The following is an 18,271-nucleotide window of genomic DNA, read 5'->3' as shown; positions in this document are numbered from 1 at the left end:
TGAGTCACACTTATTTAGGGACAAGCAAGCTTCATTTTCCCAAATTCACAGTGCAAAATAACCAAATATTATCTTCTGCAACTAAATGGATTCAAATTTTAAAAATCTAATGTTCTACAACTTGCCATTTAGGATCATTAAAATAAGTAGGATAATCCTTTAATGCCTGAACAATTAAAATTGCTCCTTGCTTTTTGTCTACTGTATTTTTTATCTTATTAATCCCCTGCATAACTTTAGCTAATAACATATGTAACTGTGCATCAGCTTGAACTGGAAGTTTACAATTTTCAAATATATAAGTAAGGTGCTTTTCCAATACAGGCACTAACTCATCATACTGTTTGTCTGAGAAGTTATTGTAATGAATTGCATTTAAATTGCTCATTACTTCCTCCCTAATATGGCTCATGCCTGTATGTAAACTTTTGTCGATCATCCACTTACTTCCATTATTAAGACTCAGTTGTTTTGCATTATTCTCATGGTGATGATTATGATCTTCAGCCACAGCAACAAAACTTGTTATCGCAACCATCAAAATAGCTAAAGCTAAACTAAAATTCATCTTCTTCAAGGGGAGATCCTCTAAAATTAACTGTAAATAATAATTGGGAATATTAAGGTACAAGTATGACATAACTTAACAATAGATAAGGCCCTTATTCAAAAGAAAAAAGAGCCTCATAAATTACTTGGTGTTCAGCTTTTTGTATTAAAACTGGTAATCAAGTTTCACCCAGAAATTTTGTCCTGGTTCATTAACTTGTATGGTTCTATCTTCTAACGGTAATAAATCATTGCCGCCACCTGACTTACTAACATGCTCGGCATAGTTTTTATCAAAAAGATTATCCACACCAAAGCTAACTTTAATATCTTTTGCCGTAACCCAAGCTCCATTGATAGATAACACCCCAAAACCTGAAGTTTTACCTAAATCCTGACCAACAATATTACCCTGACCTACACTCACACGATCTTGCTTATCAACGATACGCCATAAGGCACCAAAGCTCCAATCTTCGCTCTGATAGTTAAGTGCCAATTTCGCCTCTAGTGGTGAAACTTGGCCTAAAGGCAAATTATCAGTGTCATTGTCTCCATGACTGTAGGCAATTGTTGTCACCCACAATAAACCATAGGGCAACTCAACTTCAGCACTTGCTTCCCCCCCCCACAAGGTTACATCAACATTACGCGCATAAGGCCTGCTTTGTGTATCAATTAAGATATAGTCTTTGATATCGGCATAAAAGATTGATGCCATTAGCTTAACATCCCCTTCCAACATCCAGCCTAAGTCCATTTGATCTGTTGTTTCAGGCTCTAGTGTCAGCATTCTTCCAGCTCTCATTACTTCCCAGTAATCAGCTATTCGTTTAGCACGACCAAAGCCAGCAACCCAACTGTGATCATCAAGAGTCATTTCATAGCGAGCAAAGCCACTAATCAAGTCTTGATCTCGAGTATTGTCTTTTGTGGGTTGTGCCCACCCTTCTAATAAGTTTGTTTGCCACTTGTCCCAACGCAAACCTGAATAAAGTGTGCCACTAGCAATATCAAAATTAGACTCAATAAATAGACCAATATTTTCTTTACTGTAAAGGTCTGTATAACTAGCCATTTTTAACTCATCAAGACTTTTCCCTGAACGCATATCTTGTTTACTATCAAGGTAATCAAGACCAAACATTGCTGAAAAATTTTCTGCTAGCTCAAAATCCAACCATAAATAGCCGCCAATATTAGTTCGACGCGGGTTAGCACCTGTGGGTAATGCGTCAATGTCAGTTATTGGTCGGTCAAAACGGTCCATAATATGATCATTTTCATTGCCATAAACTTGAAATTCTAAAGTTTTAAGCTGCTCATGCTGAAGATTGGATTTTACTAATAAGCTAATGTTTTCATTATCAATAGTTCTAGCTTTATTACCACGGTCGGCATATTCTGCACTACCACTTGAGTAGCCATAATTTAATTCAACAACACTATCTACATCAGGTGTCCAGCCAAGTGCAGTATGCACAGATTGACGGTCATATTCTGACTGCATCTTTCTGCCTTCACCATCTTCATAATCATCACTTTTAGAGCCATTAACATCAATGCTCCAATAGTTTGTCGTATCACCTGTTGTCAGTTCTGCAAGGTAGTCTTTGCGACCAAAGCTACCAAAAGTCATACTTGCTCTGCCTGATGTTTCTGCTTTTTCTAATCCATAGTGATCACGTTCAAATAATACAGTACCAGCACTGCCAACGGGGCCATACTTTACCGTTTGAGGGCCTTTAATAACCACTACTTTCTCATAAGTTTCAGGAGATATATAATTGGTTGGCGGATCCATGCGTCCACCACACGTTCCACCCATTTGCTTACCATCATTAACGATATTAATGCGAGATCCCCCCAGTCCCCTTAAGCTCACATCCCCCCCTGAGCCACCTTTACGAGCAACTGTAAATCCAGGCAATGTTTTTAAGAAACCAGAACCATCAAATGCCGGCAAAGGTTGACGAGGTTGTTTTGGATCACTAACCGTAGATAAAGGAGATTGCATAGGTTCAGCACTAATAACGATTACTTCAAAACAGCTTTCTTCAACACATTTTGTTGATATGTCATCAGCGATTAATTGGGAACTTGATAAAAGGAGAGCAACAGCAATTGAATGCGATAAAAACGAAAAATTCATAACATATTCCAAATAATTATATACGAGTCGAGCGCATTCTAATTAACAAAATAAAATATGAAATACCTGTTTAAATAACTGCGACATTTTGCCACAGCGATTCATGTTGAACGAACAAAAAATGACTGATTTAATGAAGGGGTTTTTTAAATAGACAGAGAAATAGCTACACCCCAAGAGTTTACTATTAAGGCTTTTGTTAAGTTGCATTACTAATTTCTAATTGATTTTATATACTTCTTGGTTTCAAATAATAAGTGAAAATAAATAATGAACCTATAACTAATATTCGCCCAGATAAGGTATCGACTGCGCGACACCTCCTTGTTTGTTATGTACTGACAACCGCTACATTTTCTATTTTTTTTGGAAGTATATATACTTTCTAAATACATATTTCCACGGCACCACGACTATTGGAAGGATAACCCATACAAATGGTAAAAATAGACCTTCTGCATCAGAACCTTCTAGCTGCCCAACTGACCATAAAGGATACGCAACTACCAATAACCAAATCACTTTGTACAATATTTCAAGCAAAATTATAGGTAACATTTTCAGTGGATAAATTATACTGTACCACTACAGTATGTAGTGGCCAAATTAACTTGACCACTACACATACCTAGATGGGAGTTAAAATACTATGACAAAGAAAATGAATATGTTCTTGTAAAGCAGTCAATAAAACTAACTCAGTATTTCGAAATAATAAAATCCGAGTACAAGGCTATTACTAAAGAGCTTTATTATCTAGACTTCAGATTTCCATATTGGCTATTTTGGCTTGCTAATATCTGTTTCTTTGTTACTAGGGGATAGTGTTTTTAAATAACGCTAGTTAATCAGCTAATTACCAAATGAAAGGCGCAAAATGAGTCAACTTTATTATCACTATACCGACGCATCGACAGCATTAAAAATCCTAACAAATAATGAGTTGTGGTTAACCCACACAAAATATCTAAATGATTCAAATGAAGGAATAGATGTACTCATCTACCTTGAACGCTACATTAAAAATAAAGAAATATTAAAGTTATTGAAATTCATAGATTCTAGAACAGAAGCATACACATGTTCTTTTTCAAAGAAAAAAGACTTATTAAGCCAATGGAGAGGGTATTGCCCACCAGAAGAAGGTTACGCGATTGGTTTTAAATCACCTGAAAAATTTAGGGGCATTATGTGTGATGAAGGTGTATCAATCAAAGGTATGCAGACTAAAGGTGAACATTACTGCTTATCAAGGCACTCTCATGGCTTTGAAGCATGTATTTATGAAGAAGAAGAAAAAGAAAAAGTAAGTCAAAGTATGGCATTACGCATGGAAGAAAAATACATACGCTTAAAAAGTGACATGCCTGAAATATTGGAGAACCTTAATAACTGTCAAATCAACACTAAAGAGTTCATGCAAAGACTTGAGTGTGATGATGTCTGGTTAGCGCAATATATTTATTATAAGTACTTATTCAAAAACGAAACATTTAAAGAAGAACATGAATATCGTTTCTTTGTTACTTTTGATAGTAACTACAACCAAAACCCCTGCTATAGATCTAAAGGTGGAGCGTTTATACCCTATTATAGATATTGTTTCGGTAATGAGGATGTAAAAAAAATAATAATTCGAACAACCAAAACAACAGAAAAATGCAAACAAGGATTAGAACACTTTCTTATGAATAACAAAAATATGAACCATGCCGAGATAGATGATTTCATAGAAACTAGCAACATCCCTTTCCAGTAAATACTAGAAATAAAAGTAGAAATAGCACGATAAAAATAGACATATATGTCTATTTTTTTTATTACATTAGCAAATGTTAACGAACAAAAAGAATAAAATATTTATTTTGTATTTTTTACAAGAGCTAAACCGATCGTGCTTGCAAAGTGGTTCGTGTCCATATATGTCTATTTTTTTTTATAAAAAATGCCCTGCAAAAAGCAAGGTATTTATGTTTGTCTTATTTCATAATATAACAGTGTTTTTAATGAGTATTATGAAGCAAGTGATTTGACCCCTTCCCTTTTATGAAGCAAGTGATTTGACCCCCTCTCTTGTTTTGACCCCTTCTCTTGTTCTCTTGACCCCTTCCCTTTAATTTTCTTCAATTGACTGTGCCGCAAAGCTGGTTAGCTGAGTTGAAGCATCATGTATTACGGTAATATTTTTATTAATTTCTTCACAGGTAAAGCTTTGTTGTTCAACGGCCGTAGCCACTTGGGTCATGTGTAGACTAATACTATCTATCATTTCTGTTACCTGAGCCAATGAAGAGTTGGCGGCTTCAGTGCTGTTCACGCTGTGGTCGGTTCGCTCTAGCCCTTGTTCAACTATATTTACCGAGCTTTTAACATTAACTTCCAACTCTTGGATAAGTTCGTTAATTTCTTCGGTAGAGTCGCGTGTCTTTGCCGCCAAGTTTCGTACTTCATCGGCAACAACAGCAAAACCACGACCTTGCTCTCCTGCACGAGCGGCTTCAATGGCAGCATTGAGTGCTAACAAATTAGTTTGCTCGGCAATCATGTTGATCACATCCACTATTTGGTTAATATTTTCACTACTTGAAGCAACTTTTCCAATAGCATTACTGGCTGCACCTATTTCATTTGATAATGTTCGTACTTCCCCTAGCGCCTCAGCCAATTTTTCCTGAACACTTTTTACCGAATTTAAGGCTTTTTGCGCACTGTCAGCTGAGTTAGTCGCTAAGCTGGAAACTTCATTGACTGTTGCCGACATCTGATTCATTGACGTAGCAACATTTTCAATCTCTGCACTTTGTTTTTGAATACTGCCGTTAATAAGCTCAGAGCGCTCTGCTACTGATTTTTCAATCGACCGGCGCCTTTCTGACATGGTATTTATTGAGTCAGCAACGGAATCATGTTCACTGCGCTTTTCCATTTTTACGTTAAAGTCCCCTGCGGCGATAGAGCCACAAAGCTGACATATTTGGCTATACGATTTTGTCACCTTGTCTAAGCTTTCTTCCATGGCGCCAATTTCATCATGTATTTGCGAGGGGTCCAACTCCTGATCTGATAAGTCACCAACAGCAACATGTTCAGCTTTTAACATCGCATATTGCACGCGAGAACTAATCGATTTGATAAACCACAATGACAATACGATGACAATAAGTACGCCAGCTGCGGCAATAAATATAGTTTTCATTAACTGCTCTTTTATGGGGCCCAGAACTTGATTTTCTGACTCTCTCATAACCAGTAACCACTGACCTGTAGCAACCTGCTTACTGGCAAAATAATAAGGCTCATTTACGATAGGATCTTCAGTTAAACGTAAACCACCATCCTCACTTTTATTAAAAAATTCACCAATCAATTGCGCGTATGGCGTTTGTGAAATTAACTTTGTATTTAACTCAACACCTTTAAGGCTTGTTGCGATAAACCGGCCGCCTTTACTAATTAAAAATAAGTCTCGACCTGTTTTTGCTTTAATATTATCGAGTAATTTTTCAATATCAGTTAATGCTCTATCAACTCCTCCTATACCAATAAACTGGCCATTTTTGGTGATAGGATAAACTTGCTCAACGATCATTTTTCCTTCATAAATATAAGGTTCAGTTACTAATGCTAAAGGTTTGCCACTTTGTTGGTATAGCTTTCTTACGCCATCATAATAAAGGCTAGACTCCATATCTTGTAGTGGCGCTACAACAAAATTATTCTTATCATCTTTATACCAATAAGGTAAAAAACGACCACTTTTATCTGTGAGCTTATCCGCATATTCAGAACCAGTATACTTGCTGTCTTGCTGGTCCGCATTAGGCTCATATCCAAAATATGCACCGGTAAATTCAGGATGCTCTATAAGTACCCTACGGGCATAGTCACTAGAGCCCTCCCTATTACCAAATAATGACTCTTCTTGAGCCAACACCATTAATTTTGCTGTTCTGACTGCATTGGCATTTCGTCTTTCTATTTCAAGAGCAACCTTATCTACAGTAAGCCTTAATATAAGCTCGGCTTTTTCGCTAGCGGCTGAGAATGAATTAACAGCATTGATGAAGACAATGAGAATCGTAATAGTGATGGTGGGCAAAATTAGATTAAGTAAAATTCGCCCTTTTAAACTAGAAAAAAATGACACATTTTCAACTGACATAATCACTACCTTAGAATGGTTAATTGATTGGTCAACGTCTATAACTAGTGTGAAAATTAGCTAAAACATTTTGATAATGTCAGCAATTATAGTTAATAGCTTATGGAATTGCGTAGTCTGTATTATTATCAAATATGAGGGATTATTAAGCTATTTATCAAAAAATAGAAATATTAAGAGCACAATACAAAGTTCATTTTTACATTAATGTTTGATTATATGATGATAAAGTCTTTGAAGAAATTATTGTTTCGCCTAACCCGGCTAAAGAAACAGAATTCATCCACCTTAGATTACTTGCCAATTCATTTGGCTTAGCAGGTTAAACTCTCTCTTGCGCTACCCAGTCGTCTTAAACCAGAATATTTTGTAATGCGACTTATTATCACTTTACCGTTTCTACCAGATGAAATACCAAGTACACCATTTACAATTTTGTATATCATGACAGCTAGCTAATAGCTGAAAAATATTAAATGACAAAATTAGCGATTGCCGACTCGAATGATTTTGAATTTCATTCAAATTGGCGTGTATTTTTATTTGGTTTACTTTATCTAATCCCATCAGTGTTGATTGTTGTTAGGTTGTTAGGTTGTTAGGCCATTACTCATATTGTCTATGCTAGGAATTTAAGCGCCGTCATTCGCTTAACACATTAATGTTATCAAAATTTGATTACTGACAACCTGAAAAATAAAGTCACATACTTAATGTGTTAATTGGTTACAAGTGTTTGAGTTCAAGGTAAGTTTATACATTAGATACAATAGTAAAATAATTTTCTCCATATGTTTTCTAACACTTAGCTTTACTACACGGTTGCTAAATTATAATAGAGCAATATCATTTATTAGGTATTAATAAAGACATACAGACTAAATCAGTCATTATGTATGTCTTTATCAGCTTATTGAAGATCTCGTCCTTAGATCTTGCATAATATATTAAGCGATAATTATGTTAGTTAACGCTTCATTAGCGGGTAATTTTTTACCAACAAGCTCCCCCGTCACACTATGATATGCTAAACCTGTCATCACTTTTTTAAATATGCCTTTCATAACTGGTCGCATTAACAATTGCCCCATCACCCAACCAAGCGGACCTCCTTTAACAACAAAATCCGCTGACATATAAATTTCACTGCTATTTGCATCAATCGCGTTCACTTTCATTTCAGCCTGCATGCTTTTAAGTGGCATTGAGTGATTAGAAATATCCATCTTATAGCCTTGCCCGATTTGGTATTCAATAATTTCTTCTACAAGACTTGAACCGTCATTAAATGTACACGATCTTTTTGCACCTAAACCTGAGCTTATATCATTAACGCTCGCAGATGATTTAATCGTCATAGCAAACTTTTCAATACCGCTATAATCCTCAAGAACCTGCCAAATTTTTTCTGCTGATACGTTAACCTTTAATGTATTTGCACAATGATGTGCCATGATATTTACCTGTATTTATTTAATTTCTATAAATTAGCTAATTAATAATTAGCTAACGGAATACTTGTGCTGCTTGCTCTCTACCCGTAGGGTTAATTACTTACTTTTAAACCTTGAATAATTATTTCAATTGAGGTGGTCAAATCTTGTTTAAAGTTTGGTTTTAATGCCTTAAATTCATCAAGTTGATAAAGTTTTTTTAATGCGTCACTTTGGGTGGTTGCAGTCCAAGAATTTGTCGTGGCTGCATAACTTAAGTTCAATAATTTAAAGGCCTTATCACCTTCAATATCAGGATAAATTCTGGTGATATCCAATGTGAGGCGATAAAGCAAATTCATCGACAAACGTTTAAACTCCAGCAATTGTTCAAACGAGCTATTTCTTTCTAAAGATGTAAACAAAATGGGCATTAAATCTAACAACCTGGGTTGTGACAACATAGTGTTTAACCAAATATCAGCAAAATCTTTTGCCGCAACATCCTGTTCAAGTGTTTGTAATTGCTGACTAAAATCACCTGCCCACAATTTGAATAAATCGGCAAATACCTTCAAAAAAATCTCATCTTTGGAACTAAAATAGCGATACATGTTGGATTTGGTAAAACCCGCTTCAACAGCAATTGCGTTAAAACTCACTTTATCGTATCCCTTATTTTTAAAAAGCGTAAAAGCCGCTTGATAAATAGCCTCTTTGCGCGCATTTTTATTTTCGTCTGTTCTTGCTCGTTGCCAATTCATACTCATTAAATAAGTGTCCCCTAGTCTCTTGCCAACAATAAATAACAACAATAAATACAAACAGTGCGTTCAATATCAAAAATATGTTTATGCAATTGTGTAAATCTATAAGGGAGAATGGTAATAAGATGAATAGAAAAATTAATCTTATATTCTTATTTGTAGCTTATATCCGTACCCTATCAAATGTGGGTTTCAGAGTTTGAGGGGGAATCAGATCACAGTATCTCTTTAGCCAATGGTTACGAGTATATTTCATGGTTAAAGAGATCTTTTTGGTTGGCGCAGAGCATGTCTTCCAAATAAGTCTATTCGGACACATGCATTCAAAGTATTTTTATTTATTATCGAGTAGTGAATTTCGATACGCTGATGGGCTATTACCCACTATTTTTTTAAAAGCCGTATTAAATGTCGATTTAGAGTTGAAACCAACATCAAAGGCAATACTGGTAATTAGTTTGTCGCTATCTTGTAAAGCTCTCTTTGCTTCTTCGATTCGAAAACCATTAACAAATTGAAAAAATTTAGTGTGCAAAAATTGAGAGAGTGTTTCTGATATGTGATTTTCAGTTTCAGAAATGGATTCTGATAGTTTGTTTAGCGATAAATTATCTTGCAAAAATAACTTATCATCGATCATTGCACGCTCTAGTTTTGTGGCAATCAATTGCATTTTATCGGCGCTAAGTAAAGCGGCTCTAGGTTGACTCGCACGAGGTAAGCCTTTCTCAGATTGGTTAAGTACTTTTTGACTTAATGCTTTTTGTATAAAAATAGCTAACGCAAAAACCTCTAAAATTGGCAATAATTTACCTGAGCCAAACCAAAACCAACCCAGCGCACCGAGAGAAAATTCGACCGCATACATTAACCACACAGCGCCCCAAATTACCAGTATAGGTGTAAACCACGCTAATGAACGTTGTTCAATATCAGAAAAGCGCTCTAAAAGTTGTTGTTGGTGATTGTTATGAAGCTTGAAAGCCATGACTAAAAATAAAAGGGTAAAAGAAATAAAAACCAAGGTCGTAAATAAACAAGTAAATACAGCGATTTTCCAAAGCTCAGGATCTCTCGTTAATGGATTTGCTAAAGCCAGCTTCTCTGCTGGGCTGATCATAAAAATAAAGGGGATCATCGCTAACAAAACCAGCATAGGCCCAGATAAAGCCAACGCCCACCCCCCTTTACTTATAGCCTTGTCGGGTGACATGGTTGCATGAGCATAAAAATAGAGCGCGGGCCCAAGCAATACTCTAAACGGAAATTGTGCGCCCGCTAAGCCTGGCGCATAAACATAAGCACCTGAATAGATAAACAACTCACCGCCCAAATGTATTATCAATAATAACAGCAGACCTTTAAGAAAAAGGTTTTGCCTTTCTTTTGGCCTATTAAAAACCTCTAATAAAGCGAATATTGTCATTCCCATCATGCAGGAGTATATAACTGTGGGAAAAAGGTTGACCATGTGATTACCAAAGATAAGAATTTTTATAACTCCTTGCCATTATAAAACTAAAATTCAGTTGAATCCACATACTGTCAAATAAGCCTATTAATATTCTACAAAAAATTACACGCACTTTAGCGCTCACTTAATACCAGGTTAGCTCTGTAAATGGCGAGTAATGCTTGGCTCCACTTATATGCACAGTAGGCCAAAGCACTCTTTATTCATTGCTGTTTATTTATCGGGCATATTGGCGCCATCATTTGGGATCTTTATTCCCATGGTTAACAGCCAAACCCCCACACCCAGTTCAAAAAGTGCACCAGGGAAAAGTACAAACATGGCTTCGCGCGGTAAATCAGCTATCAACAATTTTGCGACCGGATACACGATCAAACTTGAGTATGTGATCATGCCCCAAACTGACCAAGCTCTTGGTATAAAATGCATTTTATAAAACAAATAAAAGGTAATGATTCCGGCAAATCCCATAAAGATCCAACTGTATTCATATGCGGGTAAACTAAAACTTGCTGCAATTACAATGATGTTATGTAGTTGTTGCAAATCAAACATTTCTATCAAATATGTTTTATTTGATAGTGCCAACATTGCCATACTGATCACAGCCCCTATGCTGCCTATAATTATCTCGACTAATCTAAGACACAAGGCAGTTTGTGCGAGTGGTTTATTAACTGACTTCAAAACCAAATAAAATGACATTGACGCCATGACAACCCCAAGAAACATGATAGCTTCTGCCAATATTCCTAAGCGAAAATGCATTTCGTTTTCAAATAAACTGTTTACTTGCGCAGTCGAAATATCTGATAGTCGGGTATCCAATAAAAAGTTTTTCACAAAGCCTGCGACGGTAAAAAGAATATATGAAAAGCCTGCGAGTCTGGCGTAAAATTGTTGAAGGTTTTGTTCGGTTTTTGTAATCATTTGGTACCTCTATTCAAACTAAAATTAAAATATTTCTGAAACTAAGTTGTGGTATCTTGCTGCCAAGTAATGGCTAGGTAAATAATCAATAGTCCGGTAGAGATCTCAAAAAAACTAAAGAACATAAAATAAAGTGTGCCGCCCATGCTAACCGTGTAGGCGTGTATTGAAGTAGTAATGAGACCCGCAACAATATTAAAGTATTTGTTTAGTGTGCAAGTTAAGAATCTAGACAGGGGGATCATGATCATAGGCACTTGCATCACAAAGGCAAAAGTCAATAAAAACGCTTCAGTGATCTTCATGCCACCAGCTTCACCAGACAAAAATGCCTCTAAATAACTGGCATCGTGTAAAGTAAATACATCGCAATAGATATAATTCACCGTTAGGAAAATCCAAAGTAAAGGTAATAGTTGCTTACGATTGCCATCCCATTCAAAAATTTTCATATCATTTCACTTATTAGTTAATCAGTTTTGATATGAAAAGTGCCCCAATTTAGACGTATTGTCGTTTAAATGGGCCTATTCGAACGTATTTTTTAAAATAGTTGCATTTTTTACTTCAAACTTGCTTCAAATAATAAGTAGACATTCATCGCTGCCTTATTGAAATAAAATATTCAAGTATAACGGTCTCAGTTGGATTGTTATTTTAAAGGTAAAAAAGCTCCTAAACCAAATACACAAAAAAGACCAGAAGCAAAGGCTACTGGTCTTTAATTAACACCGTCAAATTATTTTAGGACGAGACAGTTCTTAGAAAACAATTGAGAAGCTAGCGTTATTTATACAAACACATAACCCTGCCTTTAATTAAAAATCATATTCGCAGCCATTGCTAATAATAACGCTGCGAATATTTTTTTGATCATTGAGACGGGTAAATAATGTGTTGCTTTGGCCCCTAAGGGTGCCGTAAACCAAGAAGTGCAAACAATGCCTAATAACGCAGGTAAATATACAAAACCGGCAAACCCATCTTCTAAAGAAAAATGACTAATACCTGAACTGATATAGCCAATGGAACCAAATAATGCGATGACAATACCGCAAGCAGAGGCACATCCAATCGCTTTTTTCATATCGAGTGAGAAAAACGTTAATAAAGGCACCAAAACTGCACCACCACCGATACCTATCATGGCTGACAACCCACCTGTAATCGTAGTAAAAATCGTTAGTAGACCTTTGTTTGGCATTTTACGATCATCAGATGAGCCATTTTTTGTGCTGCTATAAAACATTTTCAGCGCAATGAGTGTCACGCTCACAGCAAATACTAAACGAACAACACTTTCTGGTAAAAGAGCTGCCATAAAACCACTGATAAGTGCACCAAGCGCAACCCCTGTCATTATCCAAGGGGCTAAATCCCAAGGTACATTGCCATTTTTATGATGGGCAATTGCTGAAGATGTTGATGTGAATAATATTGACGCCAATGAAGTAGCAATTGCAACGATAACGACTTGCTCAGAAGGTAAAATCTCTAAATAAAGTAAAATACTGCTTAGCACTGGCACAATCACTAACCCTCCGCCAATGCCTAATAGCCCAGCCAAAAAACCAACACCACTCCCTAATAACGCACAATATATAATCAACAACAGCAATTCATTCATTCTGATCATCTCTCTTATTATTTGGTCGGCTATCATATCAATATATTTAACAGCTATTTACCCTTTTTAGTATGATAAGTCTTGAATATTACTCATGTTTTATATGAAGAAAACACATATTTAAATACGCGAAACACACCCATCTAGACATCTTTACGTTTTTACGCTTGAAATTTGATGCCGTTTTTTGACTTCAAACGCTTTTTTGAATTTTTCTCACGTTTCATGTGAAATTAAACCGTTTTTATTCACCTACCGATAAACGTATAAATATAAACAACTCTTAGACTTAAGCTTAAGCCATTAGGCACAAATCGATAAAGAGCAAAAAATGAACTCATGTTTTATACAAGCGAATTGGATACCAGAACACCATGAATAAAGATTTTACATTTACGATTAAGAGCATTGGCCTTGATGAAAATTACCACCCATCAGACAATACGCGTATCACAACTAACTTTGCCAACTTGGCTAGAGGCGAAAGCCGCCAACAGAATTTGCGCAACGCTTTAAACATGGTTAACAATAGCTTTAATGCTTTAGCTAATTGGGATAACCCTAAAGGCGATCGCTACTCCGTTGAGCTTGAAATCATTTCTGTTGATATGGATATTCAAGGTAGTGGTGAAACTTTCCCATCAATCGAAGTTTTGAAAACAAACATTGTTGATCATAAGACTAACGAACGTATTGAAGGTATTGTAGGAAACAATTTCTCCTCATACGTGCGAGATTATGATTTTAGTGTATTACTGCTAGAGCATAATAAAGATCAATCTCACTTTAGCATTCCAGATGACTTTGGTGTTCTGCATGGCAAACTATTTAAGTATTTTGTTAATTCGAATGCTTATAAACAGTATTTTAATAAACCACCAGTTATATGTTTGAGTGTTTCAGATAACAAAACTTATCAACGTACTGAAAATCAGCACCCTGTATTAGGTGTAGAGTATCTACCAAATGAATCATCTTTGACTGAGCAATACTTCAAAAAAATGGGCTTGCAAGTTCGCTATTTTATGACGCCAAACAGTGTTGCGCCTTTAGCTTTCTACTTTTTTGGTGATTTACTAAATGATTACTCGAATCTTGAGTTGATCAGTACAATTAGCACGATGGGCACGTTTCAAAGGATCTACCGACCTGAGATTTATAATGCAAATGCGGTAGCCGGAAAATGTTATCAACCCAATTTGAAGAACCTAGATCACTCTCTTACACAAATTGTTTATAACCGAGAAGAGCGTAGCCAATTAGCAATTGAGCAAGGCAAATTTGCACAAGAGCACTTCATCAAACCATACCAAACAGTGCTTGAGCAATGGTCAGCGAATTACGCGCTTTAATTAACTCTAAGGTTCAACGACATTTATTATGAAAACATTATTACCTACATCAACAGCAGGCAGTTTGCCTAAACCTGCTTGGCTTGCACAACCAGAAACACTTTGGTCACCTTGGAAATTACAAGATGAAGAATTAATTACGGGTAAACAAGATGCATTACGTGTGTCATTACAAGAGCAACAACAAGCAGGTGTGGATATTGTTAGTGATGGCGAACAAACACGCCAGCACTTTGTAACCACTTTTATTGAACACCTCAGCGGCGTTGATTTTGAGAAGCGTAAGACAGTTAAAATTCGTGATCGCTATGATGCAAGTGTCCCCTCGGTCATAGGTCCCGTTAGTCGACAAAAACCTGTCTTTGTTGATGATGCTAAGTTTTTACGTCAGCAAACCACCAAGCCAATCAAATGGGCGCTACCAGGCCCGATGACGATGATAGATACACTTTATGATGACCATTATAAAAGTCGCGAAAAACTCGCTTGGGAATTTGCTAAAATTCTCAATCAAGAAGCCAAAGACTTAGAGGCTGCGGGTGTTGATATTATCCAATTTGATGAACCTTCATTTAATGTATTTTTTGATGAGGTTAATGATTGGGGAATTGCGTGTTTAGAAAGAGCAATTGAAGGACTAAAATGTGAAACGGCTATACATATTTGTTATGGCTATGGCATCAAAGCCAATACAGATTGGAAAAAAACGTTGGGCTCACAGTGGCGACAATATGAAGCCGTTTTCCCCAAACTGCAAAAATCTAATATCGACATTATCTCATTAGAATGTCACAACTCTCGTGTGCCAATTGAACTGCTTGAGCTTATTCGAGGTAAAAAAGTAATGGTAGGGGCCATTGATGTCGCAACCGATAGAGTTGAAACACCTGAAGAAGTCGCTGATACGCTACGCAAAGCACTTAAGTTTGTAGATGCAGACAAGCTCTATCCTTGTACTAATTGTGGCATGGCCCCCTTATCTCGTTCAGTCGCAAGAGGCAAACTAAATGCCTTAAGTGCTGGCGCAGATATCATCCGAAGAGAACTGTCAGCCGAGTAATGACAGATATAAAAATAGAGGGTTACCTTTTTCGGTTTGACTAGACCCATTAATCATTATCAAGCCAGTCACCTTCAAATTAATAGAAAATTAGCGACTCTAAGCCTTTGCCTTTGTTGTCGCTTTCATTTCCTTATTTAATTTGATTCAACTCATTTTTGCAAATAAGTATTATCTACGTAATGTACTGTTGAAGCTTGTGACCCACTATTGAGTACTTTTTCCATTGAAGAGCCATCTATATTTACTTTATAAATATCATAAAAGCCATGGGTGCTTTGAGATGAAAAGAAGATCTTAGTGCCATCGGGTGACCAAGCTGGGCTCCACTCTTGAATGCTATTAATCGTTAAGCGCTTTTGGTTTGCGCCATCAATATCCATTACATACACTTCTTGATTACCATCTCTATTGGATAAGTATGCGATGTGTTTACCGTTAGGTGAAAGCTTAGGAGACATATTGTTAGTATCATCATTGGTTAATGTAATCACATTGCTACCATCACGATTAGCAATACTAATTTGACTTGGCCCAACTTTAGACTGAAATAATATTCTACCATCAGGCATCATTTTCGCTGCACGTCCTTGTAGCGCTTTTATCTGACGTTGTTCGCTTCCATCTGCATTCATTAACCAAACTTCTTCTTGCCACTGTCCATCTGTACTTTTGTATTCCCTAGAAAAAATTATGGTTTTTCCATCTGCTGACCATGCCGGTGCACTATCCCATACATGCTTTGTATTGGTTAAACGCTGCATATGAGTGCCATCAATATTACCAACATGAATAGACCAGGTTCTGCGTTTGTCGTATTTACCGTAAAAAGCAACTTGCTTGCCATCAGGTGACATAGCAGGATAACCGTCACTGTCTGTGACGTCTGCTATTTTTATCCGAGACTGACCAGTTTCATCACTAAGATAAATCGACTTACTTGTTTTTTGCTCTTTAAATCCATAAACAAGTGAATAGGTAACTGATGAACTTGGCTCAGTAACCTGACATGCTGACAAAAAAACCAACACTGAACTAGATACAAGTAGTGTTTTTACTTTATTTAACGGTTTAATTTTCATTAATTACATCCCCATAAAAAATTATTATTATGTTTATTAGTTAAAAAACTTCCTTGAAGGCTAATTGATTGCATTAAAGCGAAGTGAGTAAACACACAATAACAAGCAGCGTTTATAATGCATGACGTTCCTCTGATTTATTGCTGATTTTTATCTAACAACAGAAAAAATATTTTATTTTTAATGTGATACTGAATTTAAATCAATTAATACTTCTAGCCATAATTTATGCCAAGCATGAATTCACTTTATCAGTTCAATCCAATTACATATTAATGGTTAAGTTTTTCTTTGAATGATTTCTAAAATAACGCCACACTTAAAACTTATCACTTATGATTTGAATTAAAGCCTCACAATTTTGGTCTTACATTCTCAATAACTTGTGTGCTCACCCAATAAAAATTGGCTATTTCGCCTTCTTCGTTATATCGACTAAAAAATAAATATTTGCCATCTGGAGTGACGCTTGGAACTGTTTCACCAAAGTGAGAGTTAACGGTATCTCCAAGATTTATGGGTTTTGACCATGTTCCATCTTTTTTCTTAAAGTAAACATAAATATCTTTATCTTTTCTATTTTTGTCTTCTTTGTTTCGTGCATCTACCAATAAATAGTCTTGGGATGGGGAAATAAATCCGTGAATACCAAACTCAATTTCAACTTCCTGAACCTTAGGGTATTGACCATTTTTGAAAGCTGAATAGTATGTTTTAGATTTAAAAATGTCGGTATAAAAAAGATCTCCGTTTTTCGCGAGTATTGAATTAAAAACTTCTTCGTTGTTGATAGGTGAGTTTAACTTTCTTGCGTTGCCCCAACCATTGTTTATGCGATTTGCGACCCAAATTTTAGTGTCAGTAAAGTCAGAGTTATAGGCAGTAAAATATATTTTTTTACCATCCAAACTAACAAAAGGCTCCATCTCACCGGATTTTTTACCTTTGGTAAATTCTGCTTTTTTTATCGGTTTCCATTTTTTATCTACGAGTTTTGAAAAGTAAATATCAGCAGATTCACCTTTATTTTGCACTGAAAAATACATTTCATCTAAATCAGGTGAAAACGAAATACCATATTCGTACCTTCCATTAATTGAAACAACATCTTTTGCAAAAATCTCAGGTGTTAATCCTGGTGCTTTTTGCCCAAAATAAGGGCCTTCCAGTACAGGGAAGTTATCTTGACTATAACTTTGGTTGCTGAAACCCAAAACTAAAAACAAAAGTGTAATTGAGATATAACTATGCTTCATAATTGATCCTTATTTGAAATCAATAAATTAGTAAACATCACTAACGTGATTTAACGAGCCGTCAGATTAACCAGATCAGGGCTAAAATACACGGCTAGCGCATTTTAATCCCAGATTCTAGCAGGGTTGAGCGATAATCATCGTCTAGCCCTGCCATTTTCTTTTTCCTCGCCATACTAGCTGACTTGGTTGTATCTTGTTTGAATAGTGCCATAGCTATCTTTCGCATTACATTAAATACAAGCGGACCTTGCTTTTTACGTATTCTCGATTCATCTTCTCTAAAGGTCATATCTAGCATCCAATGCATACTTTCAACTTGCCAGTGGCTACGTACCGCATTGAGTGCTTGCTCTGCATTTTGGTCTAATGAACTAATATACCAGCGTGTTTCTGTCGTATCTGTGCCTGCCAATTTATCGTGAAC

At 36.1% G+C, this 18,271-nt stretch carries 16 protein-coding genes; 3 read left to right on the top strand and 13 right to left on the bottom strand.

Going from position 1 to position 18,271, the window contains the following annotated elements:
- Positions 1–106 precede the first annotated feature (106 nt).
- Entirely contained in the window at positions 107–577 is a 471-nt protein-coding gene (locus BM088_RS09805) for a hypothetical protein (RefSeq protein ID WP_143085058.1), read from the bottom strand.
- 138 nt (positions 578–715) lie between these two features.
- Positions 716–2,701, bottom strand: coding sequence for a TonB-dependent copper receptor (locus tag BM088_RS09800; protein WP_091983247.1), 1,986 nt, complete (start codon positions 2,699–2,701; stop codon positions 716–718).
- 877 nt (positions 2,702–3,578) lie between these two features.
- Here BM088_RS09800 and BM088_RS09790 point away from each other — a divergent pair.
- On the top strand, positions 3,579–4,460 hold the full coding sequence (locus BM088_RS09790) for a DUF2971 domain-containing protein (protein WP_091983244.1): 882 nt from the start codon (positions 3,579–3,581) through the stop codon (positions 4,458–4,460).
- 354 nt (positions 4,461–4,814) lie between these two features.
- Here the strand turns inward: BM088_RS09790 and BM088_RS09785 are convergent, their stop codons facing one another.
- From BM088_RS09785 to BM088_RS09755, 8 genes are all read right to left on the bottom strand, one after another.
- Positions 4,815–6,863: a methyl-accepting chemotaxis protein gene (locus tag BM088_RS09785; protein ID WP_091983242.1), complete on the bottom strand. Its 2,049-nt coding sequence runs from the start codon at positions 6,861–6,863 to the stop codon at positions 4,815–4,817.
- Positions 6,864–7,177: 314 nt separating this feature from the next.
- A complete protein-coding gene (locus tag BM088_RS27900) occupies positions 7,178–7,309 on the bottom strand; it encodes a hypothetical protein (RefSeq protein WP_281247158.1) in 132 nt (43 codons plus the stop codon).
- A 501-nt stretch (positions 7,310–7,810) separates the two neighbouring features.
- Complete coding sequence (locus BM088_RS09780) at positions 7,811–8,317, bottom strand: SRPBCC family protein (RefSeq protein WP_091983241.1); 507 nt, start codon at positions 8,315–8,317, stop codon at positions 7,811–7,813.
- A 92-nt stretch (positions 8,318–8,409) separates the two neighbouring features.
- Positions 8,410–9,066 carry a TetR/AcrR family transcriptional regulator gene (locus BM088_RS09775; RefSeq protein ID WP_218156492.1) on the bottom strand — a complete coding sequence of 219 codons (657 nt, stop codon included), beginning with the start codon at positions 9,064–9,066 and terminating at the stop codon, positions 8,410–8,412.
- 331 nt (positions 9,067–9,397) lie between these two features.
- Positions 9,398–10,408 (bottom strand): helix-turn-helix domain-containing protein, encoded by a 1,011-nt coding sequence (locus tag BM088_RS09770; RefSeq protein ID WP_245763792.1) that lies wholly within the window; start codon positions 10,406–10,408, stop codon positions 9,398–9,400.
- Positions 10,409–10,750: 342 nt separating this feature from the next.
- A complete protein-coding gene (locus BM088_RS09765; RefSeq protein ID WP_091983238.1) occupies positions 10,751–11,467 on the bottom strand; it encodes a DUF4386 domain-containing protein in 717 nt (238 codons plus the stop codon).
- A gap of 41 nt (positions 11,468–11,508) precedes the next feature.
- The gene (locus BM088_RS09760; RefSeq protein ID WP_218156490.1) at positions 11,509–11,919 is read right to left on the bottom strand and encodes a DUF6326 family protein; all 411 of its coding nucleotides are present in this window, start codon (positions 11,917–11,919) and stop codon (positions 11,509–11,511) included.
- A 362-nt stretch (positions 11,920–12,281) separates the two neighbouring features.
- Positions 12,282–13,094 (bottom strand): sulfite exporter TauE/SafE family protein, encoded by an 813-nt coding sequence (locus tag BM088_RS09755; RefSeq protein ID WP_091983236.1) that lies wholly within the window; start codon positions 13,092–13,094, stop codon positions 12,282–12,284.
- A 374-nt stretch (positions 13,095–13,468) separates the two neighbouring features.
- On the opposite strand from BM088_RS09755, the gene BM088_RS09750 reads away from it, so the two are divergent.
- Both BM088_RS09750 and BM088_RS09745 read left to right on the top strand, forming a co-directional pair.
- Positions 13,469–14,446: a DUF1852 domain-containing protein gene (locus BM088_RS09750; protein ID WP_091983234.1), complete on the top strand. Its 978-nt coding sequence runs from the start codon at positions 13,469–13,471 to the stop codon at positions 14,444–14,446.
- Between the two features lie 28 nt (positions 14,447–14,474).
- Positions 14,475–15,506, top strand: a complete 1,032-nt coding sequence (locus tag BM088_RS09745; RefSeq protein ID WP_091983232.1) for a methionine synthase — start codon at positions 14,475–14,477, stop codon at positions 15,504–15,506.
- Between the two features lie 152 nt (positions 15,507–15,658).
- Here BM088_RS09745 and BM088_RS09740 read toward each other — a convergent pair whose 3' ends face one another.
- From BM088_RS09740 to BM088_RS09730, 3 genes are all read right to left on the bottom strand, one after another.
- Positions 15,659–16,588 carry a TolB family protein gene (locus tag BM088_RS09740; protein WP_091983230.1) on the bottom strand — a complete coding sequence of 310 codons (930 nt, stop codon included), beginning with the start codon at positions 16,586–16,588 and terminating at the stop codon, positions 15,659–15,661.
- 353 nt (positions 16,589–16,941) lie between these two features.
- A complete protein-coding gene (locus tag BM088_RS09735) occupies positions 16,942–17,844 on the bottom strand; it encodes a TolB-like translocation protein (RefSeq protein ID WP_091983228.1) in 903 nt (300 codons plus the stop codon).
- Positions 17,845–17,938: 94 nt separating this feature from the next.
- A partial coding sequence (locus tag BM088_RS09730; RefSeq protein ID WP_143085057.1) for an ISAs1 family transposase occupies positions 17,939–18,271 on the bottom strand: 333 nt, incomplete at its 5' end.

The organism is Pseudoalteromonas denitrificans DSM 6059, assembly GCF_900112265.1.
Lineage (GTDB): Bacteria > Pseudomonadota > Gammaproteobacteria > Enterobacterales > Alteromonadaceae > Pseudoalteromonas > Pseudoalteromonas denitrificans.
This window is presented reverse-complemented; position numbering and strand designations above follow the sequence as displayed.